Origin of the sequence: Chryseobacterium sp. ZHDP1 (assembly GCF_018603435.1) — a bacterium.
Classification (GTDB): Bacteria; Bacteroidota; Bacteroidia; order Flavobacteriales; family Weeksellaceae; genus Chryseobacterium; species Chryseobacterium indicum.
Window position 1 is genome coordinate 4,273,835 of the sequence record NZ_CP075682.1, and the last position, 13,807, is coordinate 4,287,641.

At 35.1% G+C, this 13,807-nt stretch carries 15 protein-coding genes and 1 riboswitch; all 15 genes read left to right on the top strand.

The annotated features are described in order from the left end of the window. The first annotated feature begins 26 nt into the window (after positions 1–26). The 15 genes from KKI44_RS19740 (at position 27) to KKI44_RS19810 (ending at position 13,800) form a co-directional block, all read left to right on the top strand. Positions 27–500 (top strand): DUF305 domain-containing protein, encoded by a 474-nt coding sequence (locus KKI44_RS19740; protein ID WP_051585158.1) that lies wholly within the window; start codon positions 27–29, stop codon positions 498–500. Positions 501–505: 5 nt separating this feature from the next. After that, the gene (locus KKI44_RS19745; protein ID WP_027374770.1) at positions 506–1,204 is read left to right on the top strand and encodes a VIT family protein; all 699 of its coding nucleotides are present in this window, start codon (positions 506–508) and stop codon (positions 1,202–1,204) included. Positions 1,205–1,210: 6 nt separating this feature from the next. Continuing rightward, positions 1,211–1,834 (top strand): class I SAM-dependent methyltransferase, encoded by a 624-nt coding sequence (locus tag KKI44_RS19750; RefSeq protein ID WP_027374771.1) that lies wholly within the window; start codon positions 1,211–1,213, stop codon positions 1,832–1,834. An 8-nt stretch (positions 1,835–1,842) separates the two neighbouring features. Beyond that, the gene (locus tag KKI44_RS19755; protein ID WP_042723205.1) at positions 1,843–2,736 is read left to right on the top strand and encodes a LysR family transcriptional regulator; all 894 of its coding nucleotides are present in this window, start codon (positions 1,843–1,845) and stop codon (positions 2,734–2,736) included. A 75-nt stretch (positions 2,737–2,811) separates the two neighbouring features. Next, positions 2,812–3,798, top strand: a complete 987-nt coding sequence (locus KKI44_RS19760) for a YeiH family protein (RefSeq protein ID WP_027374773.1) — start codon at positions 2,812–2,814, stop codon at positions 3,796–3,798. Positions 3,799–3,859: 61 nt separating this feature from the next. Continuing rightward, positions 3,860–4,825 carry a YncE family protein gene (locus KKI44_RS19765; RefSeq protein WP_027374774.1) on the top strand — a complete coding sequence of 322 codons (966 nt, stop codon included), beginning with the start codon at positions 3,860–3,862 and terminating at the stop codon, positions 4,823–4,825. Positions 4,826–4,854: 29 nt separating this feature from the next. After that, positions 4,855–5,319 carry a hypothetical protein gene (locus tag KKI44_RS19770; protein ID WP_027374775.1) on the top strand — a complete coding sequence of 155 codons (465 nt, stop codon included), beginning with the start codon at positions 4,855–4,857 and terminating at the stop codon, positions 5,317–5,319. 20 nt (positions 5,320–5,339) lie between these two features. After that, positions 5,340–5,405, top strand: a riboswitch (Fluoride riboswitch). A gap of 32 nt (positions 5,406–5,437) precedes the next feature. Further along, on the top strand, positions 5,438–6,742 hold the full coding sequence (locus KKI44_RS19775) for a voltage-gated chloride channel family protein (RefSeq protein ID WP_027374776.1): 1,305 nt from the start codon (positions 5,438–5,440) through the stop codon (positions 6,740–6,742). A gap of 10 nt (positions 6,743–6,752) precedes the next feature. Further along, complete coding sequence (locus tag KKI44_RS19780; protein WP_157761371.1) at positions 6,753–7,103, top strand: DUF190 domain-containing protein; 351 nt, start codon at positions 6,753–6,755, stop codon at positions 7,101–7,103. 95 nt (positions 7,104–7,198) lie between these two features. Continuing rightward, positions 7,199–7,873, top strand: coding sequence for a response regulator transcription factor (locus tag KKI44_RS19785; protein ID WP_027374778.1), 675 nt, complete (start codon positions 7,199–7,201; stop codon positions 7,871–7,873). After that, positions 7,870–9,138 carry a sensor histidine kinase gene (locus tag KKI44_RS19790; RefSeq protein WP_214588859.1) on the top strand — a complete coding sequence of 423 codons (1,269 nt, stop codon included), beginning with the start codon at positions 7,870–7,872 and terminating at the stop codon, positions 9,136–9,138. The genes KKI44_RS19785 and KKI44_RS19790 overlap by 4 nt, the downstream gene beginning before the upstream one ends. A 198-nt stretch (positions 9,139–9,336) precedes the next feature. Continuing rightward, entirely contained in the window at positions 9,337–11,163 is a 1,827-nt protein-coding gene (locus KKI44_RS19795; protein ID WP_228375279.1) for an LTA synthase family protein, read from the top strand. Between the two features lie 55 nt (positions 11,164–11,218). After that, positions 11,219–11,971 (top strand): membrane protein, encoded by a 753-nt coding sequence (locus tag KKI44_RS19800; protein WP_042723207.1) that lies wholly within the window; start codon positions 11,219–11,221, stop codon positions 11,969–11,971. A gap of 63 nt (positions 11,972–12,034) precedes the next feature. Beyond that, complete coding sequence (locus KKI44_RS19805) at positions 12,035–12,460, top strand: PepSY-like domain-containing protein (RefSeq protein ID WP_050009682.1); 426 nt, start codon at positions 12,035–12,037, stop codon at positions 12,458–12,460. 53 nt (positions 12,461–12,513) lie between these two features. Further along, positions 12,514–13,800, top strand: coding sequence for a TolC family protein (locus tag KKI44_RS19810; RefSeq protein WP_214588860.1), 1,287 nt, complete (start codon positions 12,514–12,516; stop codon positions 13,798–13,800). The last annotated feature ends 7 nt before the right edge of the window (positions 13,801–13,807 follow it).

Sequence of the window (13,807 nt, forward strand, 5' to 3'; positions counted from 1 at the left end):
CAATTACAACTTTAAAATAGAATAAAATGGAAAATATGAATCACAAAAAACAAGATAATACTGTTTATAGAAAGCTTTTTTTTACACTGATAATTTCATTTATCATCATGTATCTCGTCATGTTTTTAAATGTTGACGAAATTGCTCATGTTTATATAAGTTTAACCCGAACGTACATGACATTGCTAATGGTGTCTCCGATGGCCGTGTTAATGATATTGATGATGGGCAATATGTATCATAATAAAAAACTTAATTCCATTATCATTGGTAGTGGAATTACTGTATTTATCGTTGCATTTATTTTTCTGCGAAATCAAACTTTCGTCAGCGATATTCAATATATGAAAGCAATGATTCCACATCATTCTTCTGCTATTATGACAAGCAAACATGCTGAGATCAAAGATCCAGAAGTGAAGATATTATCAGAAAATATCATAAAATCTCAAGAAGAAGAGATAAAAAAAATGAAGGAAAAAATTAAAGAACTACAGTAATACTAATGCATACAAATTTCTTAGAAAAACATTATACCAATCGTGTAGGTTGGCTACGAGCTTCAGTTCTTGGAGCAAATGACGGCATCTTATCTGTAACAAGTATTGCTATTGGTGTTGCAGCAGCCAGTTCAGAAAGAAATACGATTATTCTTGCCGCATTGGCGGGCTTGGTTTCCGGGGCAATGTCTATGGCCGCAGGAGAATATGTTTCTGTCAGTTCGCAGGCAGACACCGAAAAGGCCGACTTGTTGAGAGAAGAGAAAGAGTTAAAAGAAATGCCCGAAATGGAATTAGCAGAACTAGCAAAAATATATGAAAGTAGAGGCGTAAGTATGCAAACAGCTTTGCAGGTAGCAAAAGAATTGACCAATCACAATGCATTGGAGGCCCACGCCAAAGATGAACTGGGCATTAACGAAATTACACAGGCAAAACCCTTACAGGCAGCTTTAGCATCCTTTGCGTCTTTTACAGCGGGGGGGATTTTGCCTTTTATAGTTTCTATATTTGCTCCATTAAAAACAATGGTTTATTATCAATATACTTTGTCTATCGTGTTTTTGATGTTGCTGGGTGCAGTTACTGCAAAAACAGGAGGTTCAAAAATCATAGTTGCGGTTCTCAGAATGTGCTTTTGGGGAACAATAGCAATGGCTGCAACAGCTTTAGTCGGACATTTATTTGGGATAAAAAATATTTAAATAAGAATGAATACAGATAAAACTTCAACACAACACTGGAATACCATTTACCAAAGCAAAAACGAGAATGAAGTAAGCTGGTATCAAGAATATCCGAAAGCTTCCATTGAGTTGATAAAGGAATTAAACTTACCTCTTTCAGCACATATCATCGATATTGGTGGTGGAGAAAGCCATTTGGTAGATGTTCTTCTGGAGATGGGCTATACGAATATTTCTGTCCTAGATATTTCTGAAACTGCACTTCAAAAAAACCAAAACAGATTGGGAGAAAAAAGTAAGCTGGTAAATTGGATTGCAACTGATATTACTGAATTTATACCAAGACAAAAATATGACCTGTGGCATGACAGAGCGGCTTTTCATTTTTTAACGGCTGAAGAAAATGTCAAAAAATATGTTTCAATTGCTGAAAGGACTATCACTCAAGATGGATTTTTGATTATGGGAACATTCTCCGATAATGGTCCAACCAAATGCAGTGGTCTCGATACCAAACAATTTACCGAGGAATCACTGAAAAAAGTTTTTGAGAGATCTTTTGAGCTAAAGAGTTTCAAATATCTCGACCATTCTACACCTTTTAATACAATTCAGAATTTTTTATTTTGTACATTTCAAAGAAAATAAAATAGCAGATGTTTGATTTCAGATTGAAAGTATTTTTTACCGTTGCCAAAAGGCTCAACTTTACCAAAGCTTCGGAAGAACTGTATATCACACAGCCTGCAGTTACCAAGCACATTAAGGAGATTGAAAATTATTTCAAGGTAAAACTGTTTGACCGGAACGGAACAAAAATTAAACTTACACCCGCAGGCGAAACTTTATTACAGTATTCGGAACAGTTGTTTTCAATCTATCAGAATATGGAATTTGATCTCAATGCTTTTACTCAAAACAAATCAGGAACGCTGCGAATTGGCGCAAGTACTACCGCAGCACAATACCTGCTGCCTCCTATATTGGCAGCATTTCACCGTAAGTTCGACAAGGTAAAAGTTCAGTTGGTTACAGGAAACACAGAGCAAATAGAGATTGCTTTGCAGAATAAAAATATTGATTTAGGAATTATAGAAGGAAAATCGAGAAGCACCTTATTCAAATACTCCGCCTTTATAAAGGATGAACTCGTATTGGTTGCAAAAAATGGACATTCGATCTCAAAAAAATCATCTGTAAAAGTAGAAGATCTAATAAAGTATAGTTTTCTTTTACGTGAACCGGGTTCTGGGACACTTGAAGTCATTGCACACGCTCTCAAACAGTCTGGTATAAAAATAAGTAATCTCAATTTAGAAATGCAGTTGGACAGTTCGGAAAGCATCAAAATGTACCTGCTCAATTCAGAAGCCTTGGCTTTTCTTTCCATATATTCCATTTTCAAAGAACTAAAAAACAATGAATGTACTGTTGTAGAAGTAAAAGGACTAAGTATAGAACGAGAATTTAACTTTATTCAAAATCAGGGTGACAGCGAAAATCTTTCTGATTTGTTTATGAGATTTGCGATAAGTTATAACTTTAGGTAATGACAGATAACGAATAGCAATTTCTGCCAGACTTTCCAAATGATGACATTTGTATCATTAAAATATAAAGTCATTATGGAACAAGACACTCAAAAGCCCAATAAGCTTAATCGATTCAAAAGTCTTCTAGATCGAAGTATTACAACTCGTGAAGTTATTTTTTTGTTAGCAGTCGTATTCTGCCTATCTCCTTTAATATCTCCGCCTATTGCATTATTGATGGGGCTTGTCATCGCACAGTTCATTGGCCATCCTTACCTTCATCTCAATCATAAGGCGACGCACATTCTACTACAGGTTTCAGTGGTTGGTTTAGGATTTGGAATGAACGTGACCAGTGCAATGAAGGCTGGTAAAGAAGGAATCCTTTTCACTATAGTTTCTATTATTGGAACCTTGGTTATAGGATATTTGATGGGAAAATTCCTCAAAATTGACAAAAAGAGTTCCTATCTGATCTCTGCAGGAACCGCTATTTGCGGAGGAAGTGCTATTGCTGCTGTTTCTCCTGTCATTAAAGCTGAGGAAAAACAAATATCAGTGGCATTAGGTACGGTTTTCATTCTTAATTCAATTGCTTTATTCATTTTCCCAATAATTGGTCACGCCCTGAATTTGTCTCAGACCCAGTTTGGTTTATGGAGTGCCATTGCCATTCACGACACCAGTTCAGTAGTGGGAGCAGCAAGCAAATACGGAACTCAGGCTTTGGAAGTAGCAACTACTGTTAAGTTGGCGCGTGCTTTATGGATTATTCCTATAGCATTTCTATCTACATTCCTTTTCAAAAACAAAGGCAGTAAAGTGAAAATCCCCTACTTTATAGGCTTATTTGTTTTGGCTATGATTGTCAATACCTATATTCCTTTTGTTCAGAATTTCAGTCATTACCTTACCGGTATTGCCAAAGCAGGGCTAACCTTAACTTTATTTTTAATTGGCTGCGGTCTGAATAGAAAATTACTGATGAGCGTTGGTTTTAGACCTTTGATTCAGGGCGTTGTACTTTGGGGCATCATTTCTGCTGCTGCATTATGGGCGGTAACTTCTTTTGCCAGTTAAGAATCTATTGCTTAATGTATTTGAACAAATTAATATCATACTTCACTAAACAAGAAATAATATGAAATCACTACCATTTAAAATTTCACTGATACTTTTAAGCTTTACAATAAAAGCGTTCGCACAAGTTCCATTCGATGGGGATATTAAAAATAATTCACTTGCAGTTAGCCCTGATGAAAAAATAGCGGCGGCTTCTTACAGTGATTCTACAGAAATTAAAATTTATGACCTATCCAAAGCCGAGTTAAAAACTACAATCAAAGGTTTTGTCAACCCCAGAAATATCCTTTTCTCTCCGGATGGAAAGCTAATTTACATTACCGATAGTAGTCTTGGATATCTGATGGTTTATAATTCTGACAATTATCAGCTGATTAAAAAATACCCGGTTGGCTATGGTGCATTTGGGACTGCTATCTCAAAAGATGGGAAACAGCTGTTTATCAACAATGAAGCGACTAATACGGTAACCTTGGTCAATCCAGAAACATCTGAGGTCAAGAATATCATTACTGGCTTTCATCAGCCCAGGCAAGGGGTGAAATTTAATCCTGATAATACAAAGCTCTATGTGACCAATTTTGGAAACGACCATATCACCGTTGTTGATGTTAAAACGCTAAAAATAGAAGGAGAAGTGGAGGGTTTCAATAAAATCCGGGCCATCTCGATTAGTAAGGACGGTAAAACCTTATATGCAGCGAACAGCGGAACAAATGAACTGCTTATAGTAGACATCGCCAGTAAAAAGATTGCTTATCGCATTCCTGTTGGGAAAGATAATTACGGAGCAAGTTTGTCTCCAGATGGAAAATTTGTGTTAAGCGGTAACAAAATTGATAATACTATTTCAGTAGTTGACGTTAAAACCAATAAGAATATCCAAACCATCAAAGGTTTTAAAGAACCAAGACAAGCCATCGTTTTTTCGAAATACGGAAAGTTCCTTTATGTTTTGAACAACGATTTAAGTGTGGATAAAGTCAGCATGGCTAACTATAAAATCGTTCAGTCAATGAAATGATCAGGTGATAATAAATATTACTTTTTGAAATGCCAACAGAAATCTTACTGATCACAGAAGCAAAAGCTTCTGATACAAAATCTTTTTACAAATGTAATACACCTTTGTATAGGAGTGTAAAGTCTGCCTTTGAAATGCAATTTGGAAACTTTGAAACCGATATTGATTTTTTAGCATTTTTTAAGGAAATGAAATGCAAAATTGAATATTTGGTGACTGAAGTAATTGACCGAAAGGATAAAAAAATCAGACAAAAACAACGTTCTGAAAGTGTTGACTCGCTTTCGAAAAGATTAAGAATATACCGTCCCAAATGTATTATCATTATAATGAAGGATATTGAAAACTTTGTTTTAATGGCGGTAGAAAGAGCAAATTTACCAGAAGATTTATTTATTAAAAGTGTTCCATTCCCAGCAATGAGTGAAAAAAACAGAATCAATTGTGAGCTTGGAATAGCAAAAATTCTTAAAGATTATGTCGTAGGTCATTGATTTTTATTACCTTTGATTATTCAAAAAAAGGGAATGGTGTCTCCCTTACCCAACCGCCCTAAAAAGCTGATGGCGCCTGATTAAAATTGAATGTTCAATCATTTAGTCAGGATATATTATGCATTATCATCAAAAATCGAAAGGGCAAAAATCCTTTATCAGAACAAAAGCTTTTTTTAGAGCTTATCCATCACTTCCCTATATCATCAAATGGTTATTCATTAGCCTTGTAATAGGTGCTTGTATCGGAACTGCGTCCGCATTATTTTTAAAAACATTAGGCTGGGTTACAGATTTCAGGGAAAATCACCTTTGGTTGATTGCCTTACTTCCGGTTGCAGGGTTCGTAATCGGATATATTTACCATCAATTTGGTAAAGAAGTTGAAGCAGGAAATAATCTGCTGATTGATACTATTCACGACCCTAAAGAAATCATTCCTTTTCGGATGGCGCCTTTTGTTTATCTCGGAACTTTGGCTACCCACCTCTTTGGAGGTTCTGCGGGAAGAGAAGGAACAGCGATACAAATGGCAGGTTCTATTGCCGACCAATTTACCAAGCCACTAAAACTCAATCTAAATGAAAGAAAAGTTTTAATTATTGCCGCCATTGCTGCCGGTTTTGGTTCTGTATTCGGAACGCCGCTAGCCGGAGCCATTTTCGGTCTGGAAGTTTTTCTGATTGGCAGACTAAAATATGATTCGATTTTTCCGGCATTTGCATCGGCAATCATCGCAGACTTAGTCACCAAACTTTGGAAAACCGGACATACCCATTATCATATTCCGACCATTCCTGATTTTTCATTTTTAAATGGTTTATACGCCATTCTTGCCGGAATAGCTTTCGGGCTATGTGCTGCAATTTTCAGCAAAACCATTCATCGTGTGGGTAAAATTTTCAAAGCAAAAATTTCTTACCCACCTTTACGTCCTTTGGTTGGAGGTATTTTAGTTGCAACCGCAGTTTGGGCTTTAGGAACGACAAAATATATCGGTTTAGGAATTCCTACCATTGTTTCGTCTTTTGAACAGCAATTACCAGCCTACGATTTTGCATTAAAAATGATTTTTACCATTGTTACATTAGCCGCAGGATTTAAAGGTGGTGAGGTGACACCTTTATTTTTTATCGGAGCTGCATTGGGAAATTCGCTGGGCTATTTTATTCCTTTACCAACAGGGCTTTTGGCAGGAATGGGCTTTGTAGCAGTTTTTGCAGGCGCTACCAATACACCTCTGGCTTGTAGTATTATGGCAATTGAACTTTTCGGGAGTGATTGTGGGGTTTATGTAGCCATTGCGTGCGTTGTTGCTTATTTATTCTCAGGTCATAGCAGTATTTATGGCAGACAGATGATCGGTGAGCCTAAACACAACAGGTTTGGAAACTACACCGGAAAAAGACTAAATGAACTATAATTTTAAAATTATGAACGCAGAAAATTTAGCCATTGCAAAAATATACTTTAGATACGGACAATCAGTAGTTGGGCAGAACTTTTGGAGGAAACTTTGGAATAATAATCTTGGAGAATATCTTTTGAAAAAGGCGAAACAAAACGCTATCCATCAAGCCAATATTTTTACTGCTAAAAGCGGATATTTAAATAACGGTTCTATCCAATACAATATTTCTGAAATTCCGTCATCTGAAAATCCTGTTTGTTTAGAGTTAGTAGATGAATCCAGTAAGATAAAGGCTTTTTTGAACGAGAATAAAGAAGAATTACAGAAAGTATCTTTGATATTACTGAATGACATGATTATTGAATTAGCATAAATCTCATTTTGAAAAGCTATTTATCCATTCAGAAATACTTCAAAATCCATCGCTTACTTTGTTTATTAAATCGTTAAAATTAATAGAATGAACAGATGAAAATATTAATTATAGAAGATGAAAAGTTATTGGCTGAAAGTATTGCCACTTACTTAAAACAGGAACAATATAATTGTGAATTTGCTTCTACTTTTGATGAAGCTATTGAAAAAACAGGCGTTTACGAATATGATTGCATTTTGTTAGATTTGAATCTTCCTGATGGCGAAGGTCTGGAAATTCTGGAAGCGTTAAAAAAAGAAAGTAAACAGGATGGTGTCATTATTATTTCGGCAAGGGATGCTGTAGATGATAAAATTATAGGGCTCAAATTAGGTGCGGATGATTACCTCCCAAAACCTTTTCATCTTTCAGAACTGAGTGCCAGAATATATTCGGTAATACGAAGAAGACAGTTTTCCAGTACCAATCATTTAGAAATCAATGAACTTTCAATTGATTTGCTTGCGAAAGAAGTACGTGTAAACAATCAAGTGATTACACTTACAAAAAAAGAATATGATTTGCTTATTTTTTTAATTGGCAACAAAAATCGTATTGTATCTAAAGTAGCTTTAGCAGAGCATCTATCAGGAGATATGGCAGATATGTTGGATAATGTAGATTTTGTGTATGCACACGTAAAAAACTTGAAAAAGAAGCTGGCAGATGCTGGTTGCGATGATTATATCAAAACAGTTTATAAAATGGGCTACAAATGGGACGTGTGAATGGCTTACTAAACAAAACATTACTCTATTATACTTTTTTGGCAACATTCGTTCTGTTGTTGAGTGCTCCTTTTTTCTATCTTGTAATGGAAAAGCTATATACGGACGACGTGGATGAAGCGATATACCTGCGAAAAAAAGAATTTGAAATTGACCATCTTAAAACGATTCGTTCTTCTGATATTCATATATGGAACCGCTTCAACAGGGATGTAAGAATTATACCGGATACCATTTCTGGAAACCGCAAAAATAAGATTATTCAGGAAACTATATTCGATGAAGTAGTACCGGAATGGGAACCTTATCGGGTACTATATTCGGATGTGAAGATTGAAGGAAAGCCTTATGTATTAAAAATTCAGCTCAACCTGGTAGAATCCGAAGATTTGATTAAAGCCATTATTTATGTCTATCTGGTCATTCTCGGAGGAATGCTGCTGGTTATATTTTTCATAACCCGTTTTATTGCAAACCGTTTGTGCAAACCATTTTACGAAACATTACAACTGATTGATAAATTTAATATTGAACAACAATCGCTTCCATCATTCAATAAAACCGGAACAAAAGAATTTGACCAACTGAACACAGGAATTGAAAAAATGATTGTTTCTAATGTAAAATCATATAACTCCCAGAAATCCTTTACCCAAAATGCTTCACACGAGTTGCAGACTCCTTTGGCAATTTTTCAATCCAAACTCGATTTACTTTTACAGGATACTTCACTTACCCAGCAACAATCCGTTGTTTTGCAGTCTTTGTACGAAGCCTCGCTGCGTCTATCCCGTATCAATAAAAACCTATTGCTCCTCACCAAAATTGAAAACAGGCAATATGCAGAGGTTTCAACATTTACGGTAAACGAATTGGTCAATGATGTTATTGGCTATTTTGAGGAACAGGCAGAAAATAAAAATTTACGGATAGAAATCGAAGAAAATGCTATCATTGAAATTAACGCCAACAGGGTTTTAACAGAGATATTAATAAATAACCTTATACTAAATGCTATACGGCATAATTTAGAAAATGGAAATATTACCATTCTAATTGAAGATGCCAAATTCAGTATAATCAACACAGGAATTTATAAAGAACTTGACAATGCTATTCTTTTTAAAAGATTTGGCAAGGCAACCACCGATACACGAAGTTCAGGCTTAGGTTTGGCTATCGTGAAGGAGATTGTGGAACAATACAAATGGGATATCAAATACGAGTTTAAAAATAATCTGCATTGTTTTACAGTGCTTTTCTAAAAATTCAGAAAATCTACAAAATCATATATATACTTTGTTCGCATAAAATGAAAAAGTATGTATTTGTTAAAAATATTCAAAAGCCGGTTTTCTATACTCTTTTCCCTGTTCACGCTATACATTACCTTATCGCTGCTTTTAAGAGTAGGGTTGCTTTTATATTCGGTACACAATATTGATTTTACTGTTGCCAATATTATGAAAATACTTTTTTTAGGATTTTCATTCGATATCACAACGGGTCTGTTTTTCATAACAACATATAACATTTTTCTTCTTGCTCTTCCCAAAAAATGGATTGGTAGTTTGCTGGATAAAACATTCACCTATTGTTATTGCTTTATTGTTTTGTTATTGATGTATTTCAGTTTGATGGCAGAAATCCCATTTTGGGATGAATTTGGGGTAAGATTCAATTTCATTGCTGTCGACTATCTTATATACACTTATGAAGTTATTACTAATATCAATCAATCCTATCCACTTCCGCTGATTATAGGGATATTATTAATTCTGATTGTTCTAAGTTTCTATTTATTTCAAGAAAAAAAATTTTTCCTTTATAGTTTTACGAATAAAATGCCATTTCTAAAAAGATTGATAATGAGTGTAAGCCTATTAATATTAACCTTTAGCCTTGGCTTCTTTTTAAAAAATAATTGGGCTGATAACGGAAATAATCTTACGGTAAATGAATTAGGTAAAAATGGGGTGTTTTCATTTTTTGCTGCATTCAGATCGAATGAGCTTGATTATGGAACTTTTTATCCAACAATAAATCAAAGGCAAGCCTATCTGGTTCTAAGAAAAAAACTTTTGCAAAACAACCAGCACTATTTGTCAAAAAGCAACACAGAAATTTTACGAGAAACCGAAGGCGAAACACTTATTAGGCCTAATATTATTTTATTAACCATTGAGAGTTTTAGTGCTGAATTTTTAAAATCATTCGGTAATACCCAAAATCTTACGCCAAACTATGATGCACTATCCGCAGAAAGCATATTTTTTACCAATTTGTTTGCGACTGGTACACGTACTGTGAGGGGAATGGAAGCACTCACCTTATCCATTCCGCCCACTCCTGGAAACAGTATTGTAAGGCGTCCCGATAATCAACATCTTTTTTCTGTGGCCACAATTGTAAGAAACAAAAATTATCATCCATATTTCATTTATGGTGGTGATGGTTATTTCGACAATATGAACAATTTTTTCGGGGGTCAGGGTTTTGATATTGTTGACAGGGATCGTGGCAACACACTTTCAGAAGATATAGCTACCAAACGGTACCGTATTCCAGACAGTGAAGTAAGTTTTGAAAATGCTTGGGGCGTTTGTGATGAAGATCTTTACAAACAGTCCATAAAATATGCAGATATCAACTTTGAAGAAAAAAAACCTTTCTTTCAATTTGTGATGACAACATCTAATCATAAGCCCTATACTTTTCCAAATGGAAAAATAAATCTTCCTCAGGGAGAGCGTGACGCTGCCGTTAAATACACTGATTATGCTTTAGGAAAATTTATTGCTCTTGCAAAAACAAAAGCTTGGTTTAAAAATACAGTTTTTGTCATAGTAGCGGACCATTGTGCCAGTAGCGCAGGAAAATGGGAAATCAACATAAACAAGCATCACATACCTGCAATTATTTATAATTTAAATCAAAAGCCTGAGAAAATTGATAGATTGATGTCTCAAATTGATTTAATGCCAACACTATTCGGTTATTTAGGGTGGGATTACAATACTGCTTTATATGGTAAAGATATTAACCAAACGAAGATTGGGGAAGAACGTGCTTTCATAGGTAATTATCGTACACTTGGTTTGCTAAAAGGAGATATTTTTACCCAAATTAACGACCGTAAAAAAACAGTTCAATATAACTTTGATCAAAAATCCGGGGAGATGAGAGAGGATCAATTTAAAAATAGTGAACTTACTAATGAAACCATTTCCTACTATCAAACTGCAAGCGAAAGGTTTAAAGAAGGGAAAATGAAAGAAATTCAAAAATAAATTCTTCTAAAAATTCAGAAAATCTGCTAAATCCTGTGCGAGCTTTACAGGAAAAATGAAAACTTTAAATAAAGTTGCGTCTGTAACGGTTCTTTTCTGGCTGATGAAAATTGTCGCTACCACTTTGGGAGAAACTTTGGGTGATTTTATATCTATGACTTTGCAATTAGGATACGGAACCGGCATGCTAATTACTGCTATATTTTTCACCATTATATTGTCGATACAGCTAACCTTAAAAAAGTATATTCCGGTTGTATTTTGGATGGTCATCATTGCCACAACCACATTGGGTACAGAAATTTCTGATTTTACTGACCGAACCTTGGGCGCAGGATATTTTTTAGGAAGCGTAATGCTTATAACTTTTCTTTTTCTCACGCTCTTTATTTGGTACAAATCGTATCATAATCTTGAGGTGTATCCAATTTTCCAAAAAAGAAAAGAAGTTTTATACTGGATTGCAATATTGTTTTCTAACAGTTTAGGAACTGCTTTCGGAGATTTTTTAAGTGATAATCTCGGGTTGAGTTATTTAAATGGAGCATTGATTACAGGCTGCATTATTATAGTAGTTGTCCTGCTGCATTATTTTACAAGGCTCAATCACGTATTATTGTTTTGGATCGCCTTCATTTTTACCCGTCCCTTCGGAGCCACTTTTGGAGATTTTCTTACCAAACCCCTTTCAAATGGAGGATTAAATCTCGGAACAGCAAATGCTTCTATCGTGTCTCTGATTTTATTATCGATGATGGTAATATTTTCTCATCTGAATTCTTTCAGAAAAAAATCTTCTACCGTCTAAAATTCAGAAATATTGCTAAATCACTTATGAGCTTTGTACTATAAAATTTTAAAAAATAGTACAATGAAAAAGTTAGCATTTCTATTGGCAGCTACTGCAAGCATAAGCTTTACTTATGCGCAAAAAGTTTCAGAAAAGGAAGTTCCTGCCGTTGTAAAATCGGCATTGCAAAAAGAGTTTCCAACTATCAAAACCATTAGGTGGGAAAAGGAAAAAGACAATTTTGAAGCAGGCTTTATACAAGACCATAAAGACTATTCTGTTCTCATCAACCCTTCAGGCAATATTTTGGAAACTGAAAAGGCTATTCCCGTTAATATGCTTCCTGAAAAAGCCAGAGCGTATATCCATCAAAACTATCCCAGTAAGAAAATAGCGGAGTCCGCAAAAATTACTGATGCTAAAGGTAATCTTACCTATGAAGCCGAGGTAGGCAAAAAAGACCTGATTTTCGATTCTAAAGGCCACTTTATAAAGGTTGCTCAGTAGCCAGAACTGCTTTTTTCAAATCTTTTAAACTTGAATAAAAATGTATCCCGATAATGATTGTTCTTAGATTTCTGTTAGGTATAGCATTCCTATTTCCTGCAATGAGTTATGCTCAGCAAACCCTTGATTACTATATACAAACTGCGAAAAGCAATAGCCCGCTAATAAAGGACAACCAGTTTCAATCAGAAGCTGCACGTCTCGAATTAGAAAGGCTAAAGTCCGTGTATACCAAACCACAGGTAGGTATCGTAGCCAATTATCTTATGGCACCGGTTGTAGCCAATAATAATGGTAAAACTTCGCTTCAGTTAAGCCCGGGAAATGCTGATAGCTATTATGGTCAGGATGCAGGGCTTACGAATGGAGGCTTATACCAAGGATTGGTACAAGTAAACCAACCATTATTTATGAAGTCCAGGTTTTCTGCTATTGCAGATGAAGCCGGTATTGGCATAAAAATAAACCAAAATAATATACGCCTGACCAATTTTGAATTGGAAAAAATAATTACCGACCAGTACATCCTTTGTCTGCAGGATATGCACCAGATTGATTTCTTAACGAAATACATCAACATTCTAAAAGATCAGAAAGAGCTCACAACGAAGTTGGTAAACAGTAGCGTAATCAAGCTTTCAGACCTGTCATTGCTCGATATAGAACTTCAAACTCAACTTATTGCGCAGCAAACAATGCAGGCATCTTACAGCAAGAATATATTGGATATGAATGTACTTGCAGGTATACCAGATAGTAATTCATCAAAGAAAATAACACCTTTAGATTTGTTTTTAAACAATGATAATACGGAATCTTCATTTACCGAAAAATACAATCTAGATAGCTCCAGACTTGTTGCACAACAAAAAATATTTGAACTTAAATATGAACCACAATGGAATTTGTTTGCAAACGGTGGGTTTAATACAACAGATGCTTCGCTCATTTACAGGCGTATCGGTATCAGTGCAGGGGTTTCCTTTACGATGACCTTATTTGATGGCAGGCAGAAAGCGATTAATCGTACCAGAACAAACTTTTTACTTCAAACTACGCAAGCGTATAAAGAAAATTTCCTTAATCAAAATTCGGTACGGAAAAACAATTTCTTACAGCAAATAAATGCTATCGAAGAAAGAATCAGGCTGACCGAAACCCAGGTAAAAGAATATGATAAGCTGTTAGGATACTATAAACAGGAACTGATAAGAGGGCAAATTTCTGTTATCAATTATGTCAATACGATAAAGAACGCTATTGGTTTGGAAAAAGATTTCATCACGATGCAGACCAACCGTCAGTTACTGATCAATGCTTACAACTACTGGAATAAATAGAAAAACA